This window comes from Roseovarius sp. ZX-A-9 (assembly GCF_028369135.1).
Classification (GTDB): Bacteria; Pseudomonadota; Alphaproteobacteria; order Rhodobacterales; family Rhodobacteraceae; genus Roseovarius.
Window position 1 is genome coordinate 245,556 of record NZ_JAPWHW010000002.1, and the last position, 21,358, is coordinate 266,913.

20 protein-coding genes are annotated in these 21,358 nt (G+C 63.0%); 10 read left to right on the plus strand and 10 right to left on the minus strand.

From position 1 onward, the window contains the following. Positions 1–37 precede the first annotated feature (37 nt). Positions 38–991, plus strand: coding sequence for a radical SAM protein (locus O3306_RS03615; protein WP_272003434.1), 954 nt, complete (start codon positions 38–40; stop codon positions 989–991). A 137-nt stretch (positions 992–1,128) separates the two neighbouring features. Further along, positions 1,129–1,809 (plus strand): M48 family metallopeptidase, encoded by a 681-nt coding sequence (locus O3306_RS03620; protein ID WP_272003436.1) that lies wholly within the window; start codon positions 1,129–1,131, stop codon positions 1,807–1,809. A gap of 61 nt (positions 1,810–1,870) precedes the next feature. Here the strand turns inward: O3306_RS03620 and O3306_RS03625 are convergent, their stop codons facing one another. The 5 genes from O3306_RS03625 to O3306_RS03645 all read right to left on the minus strand — a co-directional run bounded on the left by O3306_RS03625 (position 1,871) and on the right by O3306_RS03645 (position 7,553). Further along, a complete protein-coding gene (locus O3306_RS03625) occupies positions 1,871–2,422 on the minus strand; it encodes an RSP_2648 family PIN domain-containing protein (protein WP_272003438.1) in 552 nt (183 codons plus the stop codon). Further along, positions 2,419–3,615, minus strand: coding sequence for an RSP_2647 family RNA methyltransferase (locus tag O3306_RS03630; RefSeq protein ID WP_272003440.1), 1,197 nt, complete (start codon positions 3,613–3,615; stop codon positions 2,419–2,421). Before O3306_RS03630 ends, O3306_RS03625 begins: the two co-directional genes overlap by 4 nt. Before the next feature lie 46 nt (positions 3,616–3,661). Beyond that, positions 3,662–4,303, minus strand: a complete 642-nt coding sequence (locus O3306_RS03635) for a DUF6778 family protein (protein ID WP_272003442.1) — start codon at positions 4,301–4,303, stop codon at positions 3,662–3,664. 169 nt (positions 4,304–4,472) lie between these two features. Further along, complete coding sequence (locus O3306_RS03640; protein WP_272003444.1) at positions 4,473–4,742, minus strand: hypothetical protein; 270 nt, start codon at positions 4,740–4,742, stop codon at positions 4,473–4,475. A gap of 6 nt (positions 4,743–4,748) precedes the next feature. Then, positions 4,749–7,553, minus strand: a complete 2,805-nt coding sequence (locus O3306_RS03645) for a bifunctional [glutamine synthetase] adenylyltransferase/[glutamine synthetase]-adenylyl-L-tyrosine phosphorylase (protein ID WP_272003446.1) — start codon at positions 7,551–7,553, stop codon at positions 4,749–4,751. Between the two features lie 79 nt (positions 7,554–7,632). Between O3306_RS03645 and O3306_RS03650 the strand changes: the two genes are divergently transcribed. The 4 genes from O3306_RS03650 to O3306_RS03665 all read left to right on the plus strand — a co-directional run bounded on the left by O3306_RS03650 (position 7,633) and on the right by O3306_RS03665 (position 10,258). Then, positions 7,633–8,100 (plus strand): YbaK/EbsC family protein, encoded by a 468-nt coding sequence (locus O3306_RS03650; RefSeq protein WP_272003449.1) that lies wholly within the window; start codon positions 7,633–7,635, stop codon positions 8,098–8,100. Positions 8,101–8,285: 185 nt separating this feature from the next. Then, complete coding sequence (locus tag O3306_RS03655) at positions 8,286–8,717, plus strand: DUF2852 domain-containing protein (protein ID WP_272003451.1); 432 nt, start codon at positions 8,286–8,288, stop codon at positions 8,715–8,717. 157 nt (positions 8,718–8,874) lie between these two features. Continuing rightward, a complete protein-coding gene (locus tag O3306_RS03660; RefSeq protein WP_272003454.1) occupies positions 8,875–9,312 on the plus strand; it encodes an RDD family protein in 438 nt (145 codons plus the stop codon). A gap of 115 nt (positions 9,313–9,427) precedes the next feature. Further along, the gene (locus tag O3306_RS03665; protein ID WP_272003457.1) at positions 9,428–10,258 is read left to right on the plus strand and encodes an arginyltransferase; all 831 of its coding nucleotides are present in this window, start codon (positions 9,428–9,430) and stop codon (positions 10,256–10,258) included. A gap of 100 nt (positions 10,259–10,358) precedes the next feature. Here the strand turns inward: O3306_RS03665 and O3306_RS03670 are convergent, their stop codons facing one another. Further along, complete coding sequence (locus O3306_RS03670; RefSeq protein ID WP_272003459.1) at positions 10,359–11,240, minus strand: LysR family transcriptional regulator; 882 nt, start codon at positions 11,238–11,240, stop codon at positions 10,359–10,361. A 99-nt stretch (positions 11,241–11,339) separates the two neighbouring features. Between O3306_RS03670 and glyA the strand changes: the two genes are divergently transcribed. Next, a complete protein-coding gene (glyA, locus tag O3306_RS03675) occupies positions 11,340–12,656 on the plus strand; it encodes a serine hydroxymethyltransferase (protein WP_272003461.1) in 1,317 nt (438 codons plus the stop codon). Between the two features lie 22 nt (positions 12,657–12,678). Here the strand turns inward: glyA and O3306_RS03680 are convergent, their stop codons facing one another. Then, positions 12,679–13,878 carry an alpha/beta fold hydrolase gene (locus O3306_RS03680; RefSeq protein ID WP_272003463.1) on the minus strand — a complete coding sequence of 400 codons (1,200 nt, stop codon included), beginning with the start codon at positions 13,876–13,878 and terminating at the stop codon, positions 12,679–12,681. 155 nt (positions 13,879–14,033) lie between these two features. Between O3306_RS03680 and O3306_RS03685 the strand changes: the two genes are divergently transcribed. Beyond that, positions 14,034–14,213 (plus strand): hypothetical protein, encoded by a 180-nt coding sequence (locus tag O3306_RS03685; RefSeq protein ID WP_272003466.1) that lies wholly within the window; start codon positions 14,034–14,036, stop codon positions 14,211–14,213. Between the two features lie 173 nt (positions 14,214–14,386). On the opposite strand, the gene O3306_RS03690 is transcribed toward O3306_RS03685, so the two are convergent. The 3 genes from O3306_RS03690 to O3306_RS03700 form a co-directional block, all read right to left on the minus strand. After that, a complete protein-coding gene (locus O3306_RS03690) occupies positions 14,387–16,738 on the minus strand; it encodes a TRAP transporter large permease (protein WP_272003469.1) in 2,352 nt (783 codons plus the stop codon). Positions 16,739–16,752: 14 nt separating this feature from the next. Continuing rightward, on the minus strand, positions 16,753–17,643 hold the full coding sequence (locus O3306_RS03695; RefSeq protein WP_272003472.1) for a TRAP transporter small permease subunit: 891 nt from the start codon (positions 17,641–17,643) through the stop codon (positions 16,753–16,755). Between the two features lie 125 nt (positions 17,644–17,768). After that, the gene (locus tag O3306_RS03700; RefSeq protein WP_272003475.1) at positions 17,769–18,851 is read right to left on the minus strand and encodes a TRAP transporter substrate-binding protein; all 1,083 of its coding nucleotides are present in this window, start codon (positions 18,849–18,851) and stop codon (positions 17,769–17,771) included. A gap of 226 nt (positions 18,852–19,077) precedes the next feature. Between O3306_RS03700 and O3306_RS03705 the strand changes: the two genes are divergently transcribed. Together O3306_RS03705 and O3306_RS03710 are read left to right on the plus strand one after the other, a co-directional pair. Then, positions 19,078–20,493: a cache domain-containing protein gene (locus O3306_RS03705; protein WP_272003478.1), complete on the plus strand. Its 1,416-nt coding sequence runs from the start codon at positions 19,078–19,080 to the stop codon at positions 20,491–20,493. After that, the gene (locus O3306_RS03710) at positions 20,490–21,179 is read left to right on the plus strand and encodes a response regulator transcription factor (RefSeq protein ID WP_272003480.1); all 690 of its coding nucleotides are present in this window, start codon (positions 20,490–20,492) and stop codon (positions 21,177–21,179) included. The genes O3306_RS03705 and O3306_RS03710 overlap by 4 nt, the downstream gene beginning before the upstream one ends. The last annotated feature ends 179 nt before the right edge of the window (positions 21,180–21,358 follow it).

Consider the following 21,358-nt stretch of genomic DNA (forward strand, 5'->3'; position numbering starts at 1 on the left):
GGTAGGCGGGAAAGGCAACGAATAATCGGATGGTACCATGAAAGACGTCGCAACAGGCTTAGTCAATGCAGACAAGTTTCAGGACCCGGAGCGCACCGCCAACGGCGAGGCGCGGGCGCATGTCGCGTTGAGCCATCCCGAAACGCTTTGGTTCAATACGGGCACGCTGTGCAACATCACCTGCGCCAATTGCTATATCGAAAGCTCGCCCAGCAATGACCGTCTGGTGTATATCACCTGTGCCGAAGTGATCGACTACCTCGACCAGATAGAGGCGCGTGCATGGCCCGTGCGCGAGATCGCCTTTACCGGCGGTGAACCGTTCATGAACCCTGAAATGATCGCCATGAGCCGCGCCGCGCTGGAGCGTGGCTATCATGTGCTGATTCTGACCAACGCCATGCGCCCGATGATGCGCAAATCCGTAAGGTCCGACCTTGAGGCGCTCGTCGCGGAGTACGGCGATCGGCTGACTTTGCGCATTTCCGTCGACCACTGGTCCGAGGAACTGCACGACAAGGAGCGCGGCAAGGGCGCCTTCGCCCGCACGCTCGAAGGCATGGCCTGGCTGAAACAGATCGGCGCCCGCATGGCCGTCGCCGGGCGCACCGTATGGCACGAGAGCGAGAGCGCATCGCGCGCAGGCTATGCGGCGCTTTATGCGCAGCACGGCTTTGATATCGACGCGAACGACCCCGCTGTGACCGTACTCTTTCCTGAAATGGACGAAAGCGTCGAGGTGCCCGAGATCACCACCGCGTGCTGGGACAAACTGGGCAAATCACCGGATAGCGTGATGTGTGCGTCCTCGCGCATGGTGGTCAAGCGGCGCGGCGCCGAGCACCCGGCGGTGCTTGCCTGCACGCTCTTGCCCTACGATCCCGAGTTCGAATTGGGCAGAACGCTGGCCGAGGCCGAGCGCGACGTGTCACTCAACCACCCCCACTGCGCCAAGTTCTGCGTTCTGGGCGGAGCCAGTTGCTCGGCCTGAGGACCGGAAACCCTGCAAAAAGGATGTGAGCGAAACCGCCAACAGCGCGTTCTGATACCGGGGGGCGCAACTGTGCCCACCCCGAAGACATTTCGCGAGGGCTGGATGAGGTTGCGCCGCGTCCCTATATACCCTTCATGCTGAAGTTCACGCCCATCCTGCTCGCACTGGCCTATGCGGTCGTCATGTACCGGTTTTCGGTCTGGCGCACGACACAGGAACTCAACCGCCGGTCGTCAGAGCTGGCGGACCCGATGCTGAAACTCATGACCGACCGCTTGGCGCGCGCGCTCGATCTGCCGCGCATTCGCGTGCACATCTATGAAATTGACCCGGTCAACGGCCTCGCGGCCCCCGACGGGCGCATCTTCATCACCCGTGGATTTTACCGTAAATTCCAGTCGGGCGAAGTCAACGCAGACGAGCTGGCATCGGTGATCGCGCACGAACTGGGCCATGTGGCGCTGGGGCATTCGCGCCGCCGGATGATCGACTTTTCCGGCCAGAACGCCCTGCGTACCGCGCTGGCGATGGTGCTGGGCCGGTTCATCCCATTCATCGGACCGTGGATCGCAGGCGCGCTGACATCCATGCTCGCCGCCCGGCTGTCGCGCAAGGATGAATACGAGGCCGACGAATACGCCGCCGCGCTGCTGACCAAGGCCGGGATCGGGACCGAGCCGCAGAAATCACTCTTTCGCAAGCTTGAAAAGCTGACCCAATCCCATGCCGGGGCCGCACCTGCGTGGTTGTTGAGCCATCCCAAGACCGAGGAACGCATCGGCGCGATCGAAAAGCTGGAGGCAAAATGGGGCTGATGTGGCCTCGGTCTACATCCGCGATCCTGATAGCGACCTGACAGGGCATCAATTCGCTACTTCAGCCCGGCATCCCGCCCAGCGCCTTGGCCAGCCGGGGCAGACGCGCCTTTTTCAGCAATGCGCGCATTTCCCATTCCCGCCCGCTCAGCCTTTTCGCGTCGGCCAATACGTCCGCGGCAACACCCGCAACCATCTCTGGCTGCGCCTGCCAGATCCCGTGCAGGAACGCATCCGGGTCGCTGCGCGACAATCCTTCTTCGGCCAGCACGTTTCGCGGAAAATCCTTGGCGTTGAGGGTCACGATCACATCCGCCGAGCCTGCAATCGCGGCGGCCAGAACGTGGATATCCGCCGGATCAGGCAGCCATAGTCGCGCTTCCAGCGATGGCGGTGCAACGACCTGTGCCTCTGGCCAGGCGGCATGCAGCAGCACTGCCTCGGTCCCCGCCTGCGCGATGCCATCTGGTCCCAGCTTGACCGCGGCACGTTGCCATTCTTCGATGATCCGTGCCGACCAAAGCGGCGTGAACGCGCCCTGCCCGGCCACGCCCAGCAGCATCTGTCGCATCACGGTTGGGTAGATCACGCAGGTGTCCAGCAGCACCTTCATAGGCGAAAGAAAAGCGCCTTGAGATAACCGCTTTCGGCCAGCATCGGGTGCATCGGATGATCCGGCCCGGCAAAGCCTGTGTGAATAAGCTGCGCATGGCCCCCGGCACGTCCGATCCCGCGCAGGCAGGCTGCGCGGAATGCGGTCAGGTCGACGGCATGCGAGCACGAGCAAAGGCCCAAGTACCCGCCCGGCGCCACCAGCGGCGTTGCCAGTCGCGCTACCCGTTCATAAGCGCGCAATCCCGCCTCAAGCGCCTTCTTCGATGGCGCAAAAGCGGGTGGATCACAGATCACCAGATCGAATTTTTCGCCGTCATCGCCCAGCGTGCCCAAAACATCGAAGGCATCGCCCTTGCGGGTACTGAACCGATCCTGCGCGCCCATTGCGGCGGCGCCGCCCTGTGCCAGCGTCAAGGCAGGCTCGGAGCCGTCGACCGCCAGCGCCGAGATCGCGCCATTCGCCAGCGCGGCGAGGCCGAACCCGCCGACATGGGCAAAGACGTCCAGCACCCGCGCGCCCTGCGCCAGACCGGCGGCAAAGGCGTGATTGGGGCGCTGGTCGTAGAACAGGCCGGTTTTCTGTCCGCCGGTGAGGTCGGCCATGTAGGTCGCGCCGTTCATCGGTACGGGCACCGGCGCGTCGGGTGCGCTACCGATCAGAACGCCACTTGCATCGTCCAGCCCTTCCAGCCCGCGGGCCCGTCCGCTGGCGTTTTTGAGAATATGCGCACAGCCCGTCACCTCGGCCAGAACCTCGGCCAGATCGCTCAGCAGCCTCTCGGCCCAGGCCGCGTTGGGCTGGATCACGCAAGTGTCGCCGAACCGGTCGATGACAATGCCGGGCAGATCATCGGCCTCGGCATGTACCAGACGGTAGTGGGGCGTATCATATAGCCGCGTGCGCAGTGCCAGCGCCCGGGTCAGCCGGGCGCGCAGCCAATCACGGTCCACGGTTGCGCCCGGATCACGATCCAGAACCCGCGCCATGATGCGCGAGGCGGGATTGACCGTCACCAGCGCCAGCGCGCGGCGGTTTGCATCCTCCAGAACCGCAATACTGCCCGGTTCCAGCGCCTTGGTGCGCCGGTCCGTGACCAGTTCATTGTCATAAACCCAAGGAAAGCCGCGCAGAACACCGCGCGGCGAAGATTTGGGTTTCAGGCGGATAACGGGCAAAGGGGACGACATCATGCCGTCCCTTTACGCATTTTTCAGCTGGGCCGAAAGGCCAGAGTGATCAGCTTCCCGACTTGTTGAAAAGCCCCATCACTCCCAGACCGGCGCTCTGATAGCTGCCCGGATTGGAAATCTCGGCCCGGATCACCTTTGCCAGATGCTCGGTGATGCGCACTTTCTGGGTCTCGCCGCGCTGTTCTGCAGCGATGGCCTGATTGCCACCAAAGGCTTTGAAGTCAGCCTCGATCAGGCGCGGCTCGGTCAAGGGTTGGCCAGTGGCGGGATCCTTCAACGTCACCTTGAATTCAAGGTCATGCACGCCGCCGGTGGTATAGCGCGCCTTTTCGGTCAGCGCGTGAAACCGCGTCACTTGGACGTAGAGCTCGACCGGAACCCCGGTATCGAGACCAGTCACGCCCTTGACCATGGCGTCCTGCACGATTTTCTGCACCTGCGCATGACGGTCGCCGCGCGGATCTTCGCGCCAGACGATATCGCCGCCCGGATAATAACGGTTGGCCTCTGACACCCGCAGGGTGCGCGGCACGCTGACAGTGACAGACTGTACGTTCACCGCAATCGGTGCAACCTGCTTGGGCGCTTCCAGCGGTGCGTTCCGCGAAGCGAATTCGGTCTCGGTGGAGCCACAGGCGGAAACCGCCAGCCCCATCAGCATCGCTGCCATGATCTTGATACGTTTCATGTCCATCCTCCAAGGGCGTTCTACCCATCTTCCCGCCAAGGAGAATGATCGCGAAATGAGGCGTGTTTTGGACGTTTCCTGTGCAATCTGGTGATCGTTGTGCGGCGCTGACACGGCCAGGAATGCCGGAGCGCGGCCCGGTCAATGCGCATTTTCGGCAGGATTGCCGTCAATTCCGGGGCCGCGCCTTCCACCCGCCCCGGCGGCGCGGTGCCTCGGCGGTCTTCTGCCCGTCGCGCAAGACCTGCGTCATCGGATGATCGGGGTTGTCGGTTGCGTAGCGCTCCAGCATCACCTCGATCGCGGCCTGCGTATCCTGACCGTCCGCCAGCGATAACGCCCAGTCGAGAAAGATCGAGCGGCATTCCTCTGCCACGATCCCTTCGATCCGGTAGGATTCGCGGATCAGCCCCTTGTGGTCGAGCGGGTCACGTTTCATGCGGCGTCACTCCTTCTCTGGCGTGAGGGCCAGCGCAGCGTCGATCGCCTGCCCGGCCTTTTCGGTCATATCTTCCAGCGTCTTCAGCAACGCGGCTGTATCGGGCTGTTCCGTCTCGCGCAGCACGAACTGCTCCGCTCCGGCACCCAGCTCGGCCGGATCCAGTGGCTTGTCCCCCAGCAGTCGCGCCGCCTGAAGTAACTTCGAGCAAAGCGCATAAGCACTCGTCAGCGCCGCCTCGTCAGCGTCGCTGAGCCAACCAATTGCGACACCGGCGCGCAATCCTGCTTCGGTGCGCTGCTCAGCGCTGCCTGCCAGCAGCGTGCCCGCCTGCCCGATCAGCTCGATCTCCTGCATGCGGCCTCGGCCCAGCTTGGCATCCAGAGGGCCAACAGGCGCCTTGGCCGCACGGATGCGCGCGCGCATCTCTGCGACCTCTTGCAGCACCTTCTCCCGGTCCTGCGGACGTGCCAGCAGGTCGCGGCGAAACGCCTCCACATCGCGGCCAAGGCCCTCGTCGCCGGTAATCACCCGCGCCCGCGTCAGCGCCAGATGCTCCCACACCCAGGCCTCGTTGGACTGGTAGTCACGAAACGATGGCCAAGCGGTGGCCACCGGCCCCTGGTTGCCCGACGGGCGCAGGCGCATGTCCACCTCGTAGAGCCGCCCCTGCGCCATTGGTGCGGTAAGCGCGGTGATCAGCGCCTGGGTGAGGCGTGCGTAATAGGGCCGCGTCGCCAACGGGCGCGGACCGTCCGACTCTTCGGCCCCGTCCGCGTCGTAGATCACGATCAGATCCAGATCGGACCCGGCATTGAGCCGTCTGGCCCCCAGCGACCCCATCCCCAGAACCACCGCCCCGCGCCCGGGCGGGGGGCCATGCTTGACCGCGAATTGCCGAGTCACCTCGGGCCAGAGCGCGGTCAGGATCGCATCCGCCAGATCGGCATAGTGCGCGCCAGCCTCGGCACCCGTAATCAAACCACGCAGGTGGTGCACACCGACGCGAAAGTGCCATTCGCGCCGCCAACGCCGCGCCGCGTCCAGCCGCGCCTCATAATCCGACTCTGCGGCAAGCGTCGCCGCCAAAGCCGCCTGCAACGCCGCGGGCTCGGGCCAAGGGGCGAAGAAATCACCAACAATCACCGCGTCGAACACGGTCGCATTGCGCGACAGGTAGCTGGCCAACTCCGGTGCGGTGCCCACGATATCGATCAACAGATCAATCAAGTGCGGGTTTGCCTCGAAAAGCGAAAACACCTGAACCCCGGCGGGCAGGCCCGACAGGAATCCGTCGAACGCGACCAGTGCCTCGGATGGATTGGACGTTGCCGCCAGCCGGGACAGGATATCAGGGCGTAGCCGACGAAAGATCTCGACCGCGCGGGCAGACCGCAGCGCCGGGTAGCTGGGCCAGCGCGCAATGACTTCCTGCGGCAAATCGGCGATCTCGTCCGGATCGGACGGGCGCGGCGCGGAATCCCGCTCGGGATCGAAAAAATGTTCGATCATCTCGTGGACCGCGTTCAACCGCGTGTTAAGCTCATCGCGCAGATCATCGGTCTCGCGCCCCATGAAAGCCGCCAGCCGATCCCATTCTTCGCTCGATTTGGGCAAATCGTGGGTTTGGCTATCGCGCAGCATCTGCAACCGGTGCTCGACCTCGCGGTGGAACCGGTAGTGATCGGTCAGCGCCTCTGCCGCCTCTTCCGGCACCCAGCCCTTGGCGGCCAGCCGTGCCAGCCCATCCAGCGTGCCACGCACGCGCAGGTCCGCATCGCGCCCGCCCGCGATGATCTGCCGGGTCTGGGTAAAGAATTCGATTTCGCGGATACCGCCGCGACCCAGCTTCATGTTGTGCCCGTCCAGGTCGATCGCCCCTCCCAGCCCCTTGTGGGCGCGTATGCGCAGCCGCATGTTATGGGCGTCCTCAATTGCCGCGAAATCCAGATGCCTGCGCCAGACGAACGGCGTCAGAACCTCCAGAAATCGCTCGCCCGCTGCCAGATCGCCCGCTGCAGGGCGCGCCTTGATATATGCTGCACGCTCCCATGTGCGGCCGAGGCTCTCGTAATAGGTTTCCGCCGTGGCCATCGCCATGCAGACCGGCGTGACCGACGGATCGGGCCGCAACCGCAGATCGGTGCGAAACACATAACCGTCCTCTGTCCGGTCGCTCAGCAGCGCAGTCATGCGCCGCGTCGCCCGCACGAAAGAGGCGCGCGCCTCGTGAAAGTCGTCGGGCTCGAACCGGGTCTCGTCAAACAGGCAAATCAGGTCGATGTCAGAGCTGTAATTCAACTCGCCCGCGCCCATCTTGCCCATTGCCAGCGTGACCATCCCGCCGCAGGTGGCAATATCGTCCTCGCTTGCGCCGGGCAGCTTGCCGCGCCGGATCTCGGTGCCCACGGTGTCTTTCATTGCCGCGTCACAGGCCAGATCGGCGAGCCTCGTCAGCGTGCCGGTCACGTCCTCCAGCGGCCAGACACCGGCCAGATCGGCCAGCCCCGCCAGTAGCGCGATGCGCCGCTTGGCCTGACGCAGGACAGCAGCCAGCGAAGTGCCGCCGCCCGGCACGCCACGCAATGTGGCAAATACTGCATCGCGCGCGGCCTCGGGGTCCGCCAGCGCGCCGGGCAGCCATTCCGCCTCTTGCTGCATGAGGGCGCGCAAATAAGGGCTGCACCCCGCCGCGCCCTCGATCAGGGCAGCCAGATCGCCGGACAGTTCCGGAAAGCGTGCGCTTATCTCGGCGCCGTGATCGGGCTCGAATGGGCGTGGAAGTCGGGTGATACGATTGGCAAAATCCATCCGACCAGTGATACAAGCCGCGCCGGGCTGGTCAATGGGATGCACGGCACATAAAACGCTGCCCGAAGGAGAACCGTCAATGAGCAAGAGCCTGAAACGTGTGACCCGCGCCCTCGCCGAGGCCGGTCTGGATTGCGCACCGCAGGAGATCGGGCAAGCGACCACCGCGCGGATGGCCGCCGATCTGGTGGGCTGCGACATCGACCAGATTGCCAAGTCGATCATCTTTGCCGGGGCACAATCAGGTGCGGCCATCCTCTTTATCACCGCAGGTGGAGCGCAGGTCGATCCGGCCCGCGCCAGCGCGCTTGCGGGCGAAGATTTGGGCAAGGCCGATGCAGCCCTGATCCGGGCGCAGACCGGCTTTGCCATCGGCGGCGTGTCCCCGGTCGGGCATCTGACTCCGCCGCGCGCCTTCTTCGATCCCCGCCTGATAGCGTTTGACCAGATATGGGCCGCTGCCGGCACGCCGCGCCACGTCTTCGGCGCGCCGCCCAGCGACGTGCTGCGGATTTCCGGCGCGGAACTGGCGGAATTTACAATTTGATCCACATGACAGGGCAAGACCGCCGCGCGGCGTCATAGCCTATTGGGGGTGCCGCGCCTTCCCTGAAATCCCCTCGATGTAAAAAAGATTTACATTCCCTCTTGCACGCGCCGAAAAAGTCACCACCTTTATCAATGTGAAAGGCATTCACATCACACAAACTCACCCGAGAAAGGATACACCTGATGACCACCTTCGCCCCTTCTGCCACGGCCGCCCGACAGTCCGGCTTGATGGCATGGCTCTATCGCGCCGAAGGCTGGCTGGACGCGCGCGGACGTGGCGCATGGATCGCTCTCATGGTTCTGGCTTTCGTCCTTGTCTGGCCCGTCGGCCTCGCCCTTCTCTTCTACATGATCTGGAGCAACAAGATGACCTGCAGCAAATCCGGCCGCGCGCGCCACATGCGCCGGCCCCTGTCGATGAGCCAAAGCAGCGGCAATTCCGCCTTTGACGCCTACCGCGACGAGACTTTGCGCCGTCTGCAGGACGAGCAGGAAAACTTCCAAGCGTTCCTTGAACGTCTGCGCCACGCCAAGGACAAGGCCGAATTCGATCAATTCATGGAAGATCGCGCCCGCAAGACACGCCAAGACACGGCCCCGCAAGAGGCGTAGGCCCATCGACGCGCACGCAGTCTGGCCCGCTCCGGCGGGCCTCTCCTGTCTTTGCGGGTGGTTGATCCCACCGCCCCGCCACCTTACCTGATGCAGGCGCCACGCCCGACCAGAACCGACACCACCAGATGACCCCTTATTACCGGACCCCATCAGAATGACATGGCACCTGCCCGACCCCGACACGCAGCCCGAATTCTATGCCGATGTGCCCATGAAGCGGCTGATGGCGTGGGTGGTGGACACGGTGATCATCCTCGCGTTCACGTTTCTGGTAACGCTGTCCACGGCTTTTGTCGGGCTGTTTTTCTTTCCCGTGCTGTTCCTCACTGTCAGCTTTGTCTACCGGACCGTGACGCTGGCCAACGGCTCTGCGACCTGGGGCATGCGCCTGATGGCGATCGAGTTTCGCACCCTGCGCGGCGAAAAATTCGACCTGCCGATGGCTGCGCTGCATACGCTCGGCTTTACCTTGTCGTTCGGAATGGTTTTCGTGCAGGCAATCTCGATCATCCTGATGATGACAACAGCGCGCGGACAGGGGCTGAGCGATCACGTGCTGGGCACAGTTGCCGTAAACCGGCGCGCCGCGTGACGGTTTGCCCTGTCGCCCAAGCATGGAAGACAATGCCAATCTGCCCTTGGCGGATGCGTTTGCGATTGCTATCGTCATGACGAAACATGCGAAATCCACGCTGCGAGCCTCCTGAATGCGCCACACTCTACCGATTGCGCCCCAATTCTACGTGACGGCCCCACAGCCCTGCCCCTATCTGGAGGGCCGGATGGAGCGTAAGCTGTTCACAGCGCTTCAGGGCGACAGTGCCCAACGCTTGAATGACAAGCTGTCCAAACAGGGCTTTCGCCGGTCACAGAATGTGCTCTACCGCCCGTCCTGTGCAGATTGCGCCGCCTGCATATCGGCGCGCATCAACGTAGCGGCCTTTACGCCGTCCCGCAGTCAGCGGCGCGTCCTGCGCCGCAATGCCGGGCTGGAACGCCGCGCCACCTCGCCCTGGGCCACGGAAGAGCAATATGCGCTCTTTCGCACCTATCTGGAAAGCCGCCACGCGACCGGCGGGATGGCCGATATGGATGCGTTCGAATTCGCCGCCATGGTCGAAGAGACGCCTATTCGCACCCGCGTCGTGGAGTATGTAGACCAGACCACCGGCGCGCTGACAGCCGTATGTCTGACCGATATACTCGATGACGGGGTCAGCATGGTCTATTCGTTCTTCGATCCGACCCGAACCCGCGACAGCCTCGGAACGCACGTTATTCTCGATCACGTCTACATCGCCCGCGAAAGCAACCTGCCGCATGTCTATCTCGGCTACTGGGTGCCGGGCAGCGAAAAGATGGGCTACAAGGCCGGCTTCTCGGGGCTTGAGCTCTATGTTAACGGCGCGTGGGAGCCGATGCGCTCCCCCGAGGATTACAGCGCCCAGGCGCACCCGCTGAGCAACGATCCGATCGCCGAGCAGGTCGCTGACATCGCGTTGCCAGACGGAATGCCGATGCGCCCTGACCGGGGCTGACAGTCTGTCATTGCGGGCCCGTTTCATGGGAATGGAACGCAGTCATCCGTTTTCAGGTAGCTGAGCGTCCGCGATAACCCTCGCGCGGTGTGGTTGGGGCTCAGACACTCTCTTTCAGCAGCGCGACCAGCCGCTTCAACTCCTTGGTTGCGCCATGTCTTGGATACTCCAGCACCAGCGCCTTGCCCGTCGACACGCGTCCGGGCAACGGAGCCACAAGGTCGCCGCGCGCTTGCGCCCCCGCAACCAGCACCTCATGGCCCATCAGCACGCCGGCGCCGCTCTGCGCCTCGGCCATCGCCAGCGCATAGAGCGAAAACTGCGGACCATCCCCCGCGCCGGGCAGATCGCAGCCCACAGTCTCGGCCCATAGGGCCCAGTCGCCGGCCCAGCTTGCATCATGCAGCAATGTCTGCTGCGCCAGATCGCCCGGCACGGCAATCTCTGCCGCCAGCCCGGGCGCGCAAACCGGCAGTATCCTGTCTTCGGTCAGCACGACTTCCCCCGGACCGCCGGTCGGCATGCGGATGAACAGGCTGAGATCGAACATCTCCCGGTCAAGGTTCGGCGGTGCTTCCAGAGCCGAGACCGAAATGCGCAGCCCCGGCAGGGCCGCCCGCAACGCAGGCAGACGCGGCGCCAGCCACAGCTGCGCCACGCTGGGCAGCACCGCGATATGCAGGGCCCGCCTGCTGCCCGCCGCGCGCAAGCTGCGCACCGCCTGCCCCATCCGGTCGAAGGCATCGGTAAACCCCGGCAACAGCGCCGCCCCCGCCGCGCTCAGCCGCACCCCTTGCGAGCGTCGCTCGAACAGCGGCACACCAGTCCAGTCTTCAAGGCTACGGATATGTTGCGAGATCGCGCCGGGGGTCACACCCAGTTCTTCGGCGGCGGCGGCGAACCCACCCAGCCGCGCTGCGGCCTCGAACGCGCGCAACGCGTTGAGTGGCGGCCCCTTGGGGCGCGGTGGTGCAACCGACATTTTCTACCCTCAGTTTTTCTAACGTCATTTTTACATATTCTGGTTTGCGCCGTCAGCCAAGCCGCGCTTTGTTGGCACCAACACATCAGGAGCCTTGCCATGACACTTGCCCCCCGCGCCTGGGTCCCCGCCCAATGCGAAACCCTCGTCCAGTCCATCGCCACGTGCACCGCCAGCGCCCCCACACCCGACATTGCCACGCGGATCGAAGCGCTGGCCGAGCAGAACCGCGAGATACACGAGCGCGACTGCTTCAACCTCAACCCGGCGACCAACGTGATGAACCCGCGCGCCGAGGCGCTGTTGGCGTCGGGCATCGGGTCGCGGCCTTCGCTGGGCTATCCCGGCGATAAATACGAAATGGGGCTGGAGGCCATCGAAGAGATCGAGGTAATCGCGGCTCAGCTCTGCGCCGAGGTGTTTCAGGCTCGCCACGCCGAAATTCGCGTGCCCTCGGGTGCCATTGCCAATCTCTATGCATTCATGGCGACCTGCAAACCGGGCGACACCATCATCGCCCCGCCTGCCAGCATCGGCGGCCACGTCACCCACCACACAGCAGGCTGCGCCGGGCTCTACGGGTTGCGGTCGCTGCCCGCCCCGGTCAGCGCCGATGGCTATACCGTCGATGTGGACGCCCTGCGCACGCTGGCGCACAAGGCCAACCCGGCGCTGATCACCCTGGGCGGCAGCCTCAACCTTTTCGAGCATCCCGTGGCAGATGTCCGTGCGATTGCAGATGAGGTCGGCGCCAGGCTGCTCTTTGACGCGGCGCACCAGTGCGGCATCATTGCCGGACGCGCCTGGGCCAACCCGCTGGAGCACGGCGCGCATCTGATGACGATGAGCACATACAAGAGCCTCGGTGGCCCGGCGGGCGGATTGATCGTAACCAATGACGACGTCATGGCCGAGCGGCTCGATGCCATCGCCTTTCCCGGCATGACAGCCAATTTCGACGCGGCGAAATCCGCCGCACTGGCGATGGGCATGCTGGACTGGCGCGACCATGGCAGCGCCTATGCAGCCCAGATGATCGCAGTGGCGCAGGCCCTTGCGGCGGCGCTCGCGGATCAGGGTCTGCCGGTCTTTGCCGCCGGGCGCGGCTATACCCAGTCGCACCAGTTCGCCATCGAGGCGGCGGGTTTCGGCGGCGGTCAGGCTGCATCGAAGACCCTGCGCAAGGCCGGGTTCCTGGCCTGCGGCATCGGCCTGCCGATCGATGAGGTGCCCGGCGACATGAACGGGCTGCGCATCGGCACGCCCGAACTGGTCCGCTGGGGTGTGGCGCCCGCCGATGCGCCACAACTTGCCGCGCTGATCGCACAGGCGCTGCGGGCAAACGACCCCTCGACGCTGGCACCCGAGGTCGCAGCCCTGCGCGCCCGGTTCGACAGGTTGCACTATATCAACTGAGGCAAAGCATCTGCGCGCGGGACTATTCTGCGCGCAGGCAAAACTCCGAAACCGCCTGCATCAATTCGGCCCAGCCGGGCTCTTGTGGCAGCATCACGTGATTGCGACCGTCCAGCGTCATAAACCGCGCACCGGGGATCGCGCCCGCAATCCGCTGGCTCTGGGCGATGGGCTGAATGGCGTCGTCGCGCGCGTGGATTACCAATGTCGGCGCAAGCACCTCTTCCAGATCATCCGACACATCAAACCGATCCACCGCCATGCGCAGCCCGGCTGCATTCGCAGCCGTTATCGACTGGCTCTGCACCCGGGCAAAGCTGGCGATCTGCTCGGGCGTGCCATCTGGCATGAACAGCCGGATGAACGCCTGAAAGAACGCGCTCTCTGGCTGTCCCCAGCCCGCCCGGATAAGCCCCAGAACCGTATTTTCGTCCATCTCGCCGGAGCGTTCGGGGCGCAGCGCGCGGCCCACGGCAAAGCCACCATAAAGCACCATGCGGCTGACGCGGTCGGGATGGCGCGCGGCAAAGCGGATCGCGACAGGCACCGCCTGTGAGGCAGCGAAAATTGCAAACCGCGCCAGCCCGGCAGCATCGGCCACCGCCAACAGGTCGCCGACAAAATCATCCAGATCAGTGCGGGCCAGATCGCGCCCGGACAGGCCGGTGCCCCGTTGATCGTAGCGATGCAGCGTAAAATCCCGCCCCAGCCGCGCCAGCAGCGGTTGCCAGACCGGGCAACGCCAATCCAGTTCCAGATGCGACAACCAATGCCCGACGCGCATGAGCGGCGGGCCGGTCCCACTGACGCTGTGGGCGATCAGTGTACCGTCGGCGGCCGTGGCAAACCCGACAGTTGGCGCAGGCCGCGCTGGCGCGGCAGGCTGGGCAGGTAGCGGCCTATCCTGCTCGTCCTGTCCCGACACCTCCGGGACCAGTTGAAACCCGCGCTTTGACACGGTGCGGATGACCCGCTGTTCGCGGCCCGTATCGCCAAGTGCTGTGCGCGCAGCGTTGATCCGCGCGCTGATCGTCGCGTCCGAAATCGCCAGCCCCTGCCAAACCGACTGCACAAGTTGGTCCTTGCTGACCAGTGCGCCGTGTGCGCGCGCCAGTTCGGTCAGCAGGGCAAAGACCTGCGGCTCCAGATGTACAGGCGCGCCGCCGCGCATGAAGGCGTGGCGCGCCGTGTCTATGGTGCAGTCACCAAAGCTGTAGATCATCGGTCCAGCTAACCGCGTTTTACCGATCCAAGCCACAAAATTCCGGCATTCAGGGGAAATGACGGGAATATCACAAGGCTTTCTAAAGACCGGCTTCAAGCGCCCTGCACCCGCCCGTGCTTGGATGAAAACATCACAGCAAGGGAGCTCGAGAAATGAACACCGACACTCGGATCAAATATCGCGCCGACGGATCCATCGACACCGCCTACTACATCGCACGCGGACGCCTGATGCGCAGCGAAGCAGCCCATCGGATGATCGGGCGCTGCACCACAGAACCTGAATCAGAGCGCCCCACGCGGCGTGGGTTCCTTGGCAGGATACTGACGTGAACCCGGCCCGGAACACGCGCTATCTGTCCATGGATCATTGAGGCCGAGAACCACTCCTCGCGCAGATGCGGTCCCTTGAGGCCGCGGCACCGGACCTTTCCTGGCCACGGTACACGCGGGGTGTGCCGGGCACCGAAAGGCCACTTGGCCTCTGCGGTGCCCGGAACGTTTGATCAGTCCATCAGCGCCGGAAAGATCGTCACGATCGAGGGGAAGAACCACAAGATTGCCAACCCGACCACCTGGATCACCACGAAGGGAAACACCCCGCGGTAGATGTGGCCCGTTGTGACTTCCTTAGGTGCGACGCCGCGCAAGTAAAACAGTGCAAAGCCGAAAGGCGGTGTCAGGAACGAGGTCTGCAGATTCACCGCGATCATGATCGTGACCCATTTCGGGTCGAACGTGCCGCCATAGATGACGGGGCCGACTATGGGGATCACGATGTAGATGATTTCGAGAAAATCGAGGACAAACCCCAGCACGAAAAGCACCAGCATCACGATCAGGAACACCGTGAGTTCATTATCGAACGATTTCAGGAATTGCTGGATGTAATGCTCACCCCCGAAGGAGATCACCACGAGGTTCAAGAGCTGCGAGCCTATGAGGATGGTGAATACCATCGACGTGACCTTGGCCGTTTCACGCACCACCGGCGTCAGGACGCCCGAGGTAAACAGCACCCAGCAGGCAAAGAGCAGTCCGAACATCGCATAGAGATAGGCCGCATAGGCAAAGACGAAAGCGACGACGGTCTCGGCGCTGACCGAGTCCGAATTGATCCGCAGATCGAAATTGATCCCGATCAGGATCGCGAGGATGATCGCAAAGGTTGACCAGATAATGACCCTGACAGAACGATCCTGATCTCTCAGCTTGCGATAGGCGGCCAGCATGATCGCCCCGCCAGCGCCCAGTGCGGCCGCCGGCGTCGGATTGGTGATACCGCCCAGGATGGAACCCAGAACCGCGACGATCAGCACCAGCGGCGGAAAGACCACACGAATGATATCGTTCTGCGCCAACCGTCCGGCTGCGGCACGGCAGCCGTTAAACGCCAGAACCAGCGGGATGAGCAACAAGATCACGGTCAGCCCGGAACTGCTGGAGGGGGCGATCAGCGCAATATCAATGACCAGCCCCAGCACAACGCCGAAGGCACCGATCAGCAGCGGCCTTGGATCGGCATTGGGCGCGACCCCGCGCGCCACGGCCAGAACCAGCGCGAAAAGCAGAAAGATGATGGCGACGCCGGTGCCGATGGGGGCGGCACTGGCCTCTTTCTCGACCTTCAATTCGGCGATCTGGTCATCAGTCAGCTTCACGCTTTCCTGCTGACCGCCGGCCGCTTCGATGGTCCCCTGCTCGGCCAGTGCCGCATCCCAGGCTTCCTGTCCGTGCAGTTCGATCATTGCGGTCTGGCATTCGGCACTCACACTCGTACGCAACGATGCGCTCTCGCCGCGGTCGGTAAAGCTGTCGACGACCAGATCCTGTGAGCCGACGATGCCCACATTGGCCAGCAGGATCACCCCGGCAATCAGGCCGACCGGCGCACCGATGAACCATGTGAACGCCTCAGAGCGGGTGATGACGTGGTCGTTGGCGCGCCCCATCTCGACGGCGGGGGCTTTCGATGGGTTCAACAAGGCATAGCCGAATGCATAAAGCGCATAGAGCAGCGCCAGCATGATGCCGGGCAACAGTGCCGCCTGGAACAGCGTGCCGACGGAAACAACTGCAGGCTCGCCAAGATAGGTCAACGCATCAGAGCACCCGGCCGCGATGGCACGGTTCTCTTGTGCGACGGAATAGAGATCGCCCGCCAGCGTGCCCAGCAGGACGATCACGATGGAGGGCGGGATGATCTGCCCCAGCGTGCCAGAGGCGGCAATGACGCCGGTGGCGATCTCGGGCGAATAGTTATGGCGCAGCATGGTCGGCAGGCTGAGCAGGCCCATTGTCACCACGGTCGCACCAACGATCCCGGTCGAGGCCGCCAGGAATGCGCCCACAACGACCACCGACACCGCCAAACCGCCGGGCAGCGGGCCGAACACCTTGGCCATCGTGGTCAGCAGGTCGTTGGCGATCTTGGAGCGCTCCAGCGTGATCCCCATCAACACGAACATCAGAACCGCCAGCAGCGTCTCGATGGATTGCCCCGCCAAGACCCGTTCGTTGATCCGGTTGACGATGAACGACACGTTGCGGTCCAGCGCCGTTTCCCAGCCCTGCGGAAACACCGGAATCTGGGTTCGTGACAATTCCGGGTATCGGAAGGTCGATATGCTCTCGGCCTTGACCCCGCTCGCGATCAGCGTGTTGTAGGCGTCGCTGCCCGTGTCGATGGCCTGATGTATCAAAAGCCCCGCGTCGTTCAGCGCGGCGATGATCCCAAAGGAAATCACCCCGGCCCCGGCGATGGCAAATGCCACCGGAAAGCCCGACAGAATGCCTCCAAAAAGGCAAAGGAAGACGATAATCAGGCCGACTTCGACCCCGTCAAGTCCGAATAACATACGTCTGCGTTCCCTTAATGCGTGCCTTCAAAGGCTTCTTCGCCCTCGCCGAGGCTGTCCTTATCGAGGAATTTGCCTTCTGATTCCGGCCCTTCCTTCCACTCCAGGTAGGAACGGAAGAAAAACGCGATCGCATGCAGGAACACCATTCCGGCAAAGGTGATCAGCAAGACCTTGAACAAGAAGTAGGCGTTGAACCCGTTGGGGCTGAACCCGATGGTCTCGATGTTCCATCGCAGCGCGCGGGCCTTCATCAGCAGACGCTCCAACGTGTCTGATGCCGACGGGTTCGGCACGATGAGGTGCCGCCACATGAAATACCAGCCATACATCCAGGTCAGAACTGCAGCGGGCATCATGAAGATCAGGCTGCCGACCATGTCGACGATGCGTTTGGCGCGATAGCTGATGGCCGAATAGAACAGATCAACGCGCACATGGCTCCCCTGCACGAAGGTATAGGTGCAGCACAGGCAGACAATCATCGCATTGTAGAGCTTCAGTTCCTCAGCCCACCAACTGATGTCCATCTGCACCGGGATGCCAAACCCGATGGCGATGTCGGGGCGCGCAAAGATCCGCTGAACAAAGACGATCAGGATCTGCTGCAGCACCATCAGCAGCCCCGCCCAGGCAAAGAACCGGCCCACGGTGTTGGCGAACCCTTCGAGCACGCGCACACAGCCCCACATGAAAGCGTTGCGCCACAGCCCGATGGCTGTCAGCACCAGAAATCCCGTGAATATGACAAAGAACAGCTCGACCGAGCCGCCATAGTAGACGACCCGCATGATCGCCTGCTTGTCCGACCAGTCCAGCCAGAGCGACGGATGTGTAATCGCATAGCCGAAATTGTAAAACGCCATGCCGATATTCTGGAAAAACCAGACAATCGCTTGCAGCATTGTCCCCCATGTCCCCTTTTTGCGAACCTATTGCAGCCCGTCTTGCCCGCGGCGCATTTCGACACCGACGGCCAAACGGGCAGACCCCGGTCTCCCGGAACCTGCCAGAGTTTTAAGAATGGAATTTAGCCCAGAACACGGTCACGCTGGCGACGGTAGACGCCTTCGGACTTCTCGATCCAAGCCGAGGACGCTTTCAGCGAAGGCTGATAGTCATCGAAGATCTTCTTGTAGAGATCATCGCTCATGTTCTCTTCGTGAACGGCCATCGAGGCTTCACCGAACGCATCCCAGACAGTGTCGGGGAATGCCAGCGTCTTGACACCGGCCGATTGGAGACGCTGCAACGCCGCGCCGTTGTTGTTCAGGAATTGCGCCAGGTTCCACTGGTGCGCTTCGGCTGCGGCGATCTCGATGATCTTCTGGTGCTCTGCCGACAGGCTGTCGAACACTTCGCGGTTGGTGGCAAGGCTCAGCCCCGCGCCCGGTTCGTGGAAACCAGCTGTATAGTAAAACTTGGTGATTTCCTGGAAACCGGCCTTTTCGTCCGCCCAGGGGCCGATCCACTCGGTCCCGTCGATCGCACCCGAGGCCAGCGCCTGATACACTTCCGATCCCGGAAGGTTCTGGACGCTCGCGCCCAACTTGCCAAGCGCCTTGCCACCCAGGCCCGGCATGCGGAATTTCAGGCCGTTGAAGTCATCGGGGCCATTGATTTCCTTGGCGAACCAGCCGCCCGCCTGCGCACCGGTGTTCCCACCGAGGAAGGATTTGAGGCCAAAGATTTCGCCCAGCTCGTCATGTAGGGCAGCGCCATTGCCATGGTAGTACCAGTTTGCCAATTCCTGCGCGGTCATGCCGAACGGCACCGAGGTAAAGAATGCATAGCCCGGGTGCTGACCGACGAAATAGTAGTCGGCACCGTGATACATATCTGCCTGCCCCGAGGTCACGGCATCAAACACTTCGAACGCGCCGACCAGTTCGCCTGCGGCCTTTACTTCCACGGTCAGGCTGCCGCCCGACATCGCGGTGATGCTGTCGGCACAACGCTGCGCGGCATCGAACACACCTGCCAGGCCACGGCCCCAGGTTGTCACCATTGTCAGGGTACGATTGCCTTGGGCATAGGCCGGTGCGGCCAGCGTTGCAGCGGCAGCAGCGCCGCCACCAAGTGTCGTTTTCTTCAGAAAAGAACGACGATCCATATGAGTATATCCTCCCAGATCAGTGATGCGTACGCGGCTCTTCCGGCCGGCACGCGGATCGTTGCAAGAGTCCGGAGCCTAGCGAGGCCTAACTTGCAAAGAAATACCGACTACTGCGTAGAAAGCCGGGAAAAATGCGCTCTATCAGACTTTTTCGCCCGCTTTTCGGCCGTGGGACGCGGCGTCGCCCTGTGCATGGGCCGCAATTGGGGTATAACGATCCGCGATGCGACGTCTGACAGACCGCCTATGGAAAAATTACGGACAAAAGCTGTTTCTGACGGCGACGCTTCCGTTATTGCTGACGGTGGTGGTGATATCCGTTCTGGTCACGTTGCAGTCGCGCCACCTGGCAGAGCGCGAGATCGCGACACTGGAACGGCAATTGATCGCGGCCAAGCGCGAAGAGTTGAAGAACTACCTGTCCCTGGCCCGCACCGCCTTTATAAACATCTATGGCCGCGCCGCCCCCGACGACGAAGAGGCGATGCTGATCGTCACACAGATCCTGTCCAGCATGGTCTACGGCACCGATGGTTATTTCTTCGTCTTCGACTATGACGGCAACAATCTGGTCAGCCCGCGCTACACCGATCTCATCGGCCGCAACTGGATCGGCATGACCGATTCCAATGGCGTGCCTATCACCGATAGGCTGATCCAGCAGGCGAGATCTGGCAGTGGCTATCATACCTATGACTGGACAAAGCCCAGCACCGGAGAGCCGGGCCGCATGGTCGCCTATGCAATCGGGCTGCAGGATTGGCGCTGGGTGGTCGGCACCGGCGTCTTCATCGACGACGTGCTCGCGACAGTCGCCGCGTCCCGCGCCGAGGTTGAAGCGCGCGTGCAGCGCACCTTTCTCTACATCGGCGGGCTGACCCTGATGGCGTTGCTCATCGTCTTCACCTCGGGTCTGTTCATCACCATCCGCGAGCGTCGGCTGGCCGACGCCAAGCTGAAGGCGCTGACCCAACGGGTGTTTGACGCGCAGGAAGAAGAGCGCGGCCGCGTCGCGCGCGAACTGCATGACAGCATCAGCCAGATCCTCGTCGGTGTGCGCTATGCGCTCGATCTGGCGCGACGCCGGCTTGAGGCCGGGGACGCGCGTGCCGCCGAAAACCTCAACAAGGGCATCACCCATCTGGCCGGCGCGATCCAGGAAGTGCGCCGCATCAGCCGCGATCTGCGCCCCGGCACGCTCGACGATCTGGGGCTCGGCCCGGCGCTCAAGGCGCTGGTCGAAGATTTCGGCAAACGCACCGGGATAGAGACCCAGTTTGCGACAGCGGTCTTTCGCAACCGCCTTGATGACGACGCCAAGACCGCGCTCTACCGCGTGGCGCAGGAGGCTCTCACCAATGTCGAACGCCACTCCAACGCCCGGCGTATCACGCTTGACGTGCGCGGCCACAACCGCGGTGCGACGCTGCGCATTTCCGACGATGGCGTTGGTATCGCCCCTCAAAAAAACGCCTCTGCCGGGCTGGGCCTGCGCAACATGCAGGAACGGATCGAGCAGCTTGAAGGAACATTGCGGATCCTGTCATCGCCCGGCGGAACCGTCATCGAGGCCACCGTACCACTGAGCCACATGCTCGGCCCGCAAAACAAACAAGAAACAACCAAGGCAAGCGCATGACCCCTATCATTCCCCCCTCTCCCAATCGTGCCGCCCAGCCATGCACCGTGCCCACCCGCGTCGTGATCGTCGATGATCATCCGATGGTGGCCGAAGGCGTCGAAGCAATTCTGGAGAGCTATGACGACATCGAAGTGATCGCGACCCTCTCGGACGGTCGTCAGATCATTGATCAGGTCCAGGCGCTGAATCCCGATGTGATCTTGCTTGATCTCAACATGCCGGGGCTCGGCGGGCTCAGCACCACCGAAATCATCCTGGAGCGCCGCCCCAACACGCGCATCCTGATCCTCAGCATGCATGACAGCCCGGAATATATCACCTCCGCGCTCAGCCATGGCGCGCTGGGGTACTTGCTCAAGGACGTGCCCACCGACGAGATAAAGCGCGCCATCGACAGCGTCATGGCGGGGGAACGCTACCTTTGCACCGGCGCGCAGGGTTCGCTCACGCCCACCGGCGATGGCGCCCGCGAACAGTTGACCAACCGCGAGCAGACCATCCTGCTGCAACTGGCACAGGGCAGGTCCAACAAGGACGTGGCATTGGCGCTCGAAATCTCGGTGCGGACCGTGGAAACCCACCGCAAGAACATCAAGCGCAAGCTTGGTATCAGTTCCACCGCCGGCCTGACCCGCTATGCGCTGGAACACGGTGTGCTTCAGGGCACCGGGGTGCAGCTCTGATCCTGCCACCGTCGCGCCTGTGAATGCGACGGATGCGTCCCTTTGAGTCAGAGGGCTTCCATCACACCTGCTTGGCCCTGCCTTGCTCAGTCGAGTTTTGGCAGCAGGCTCGTGATGCTGTCCTTGGCGTCGCCGTAGAACATGCGGGTGTTTTCCTTGTAGAACAGCGGGTTCTCGAT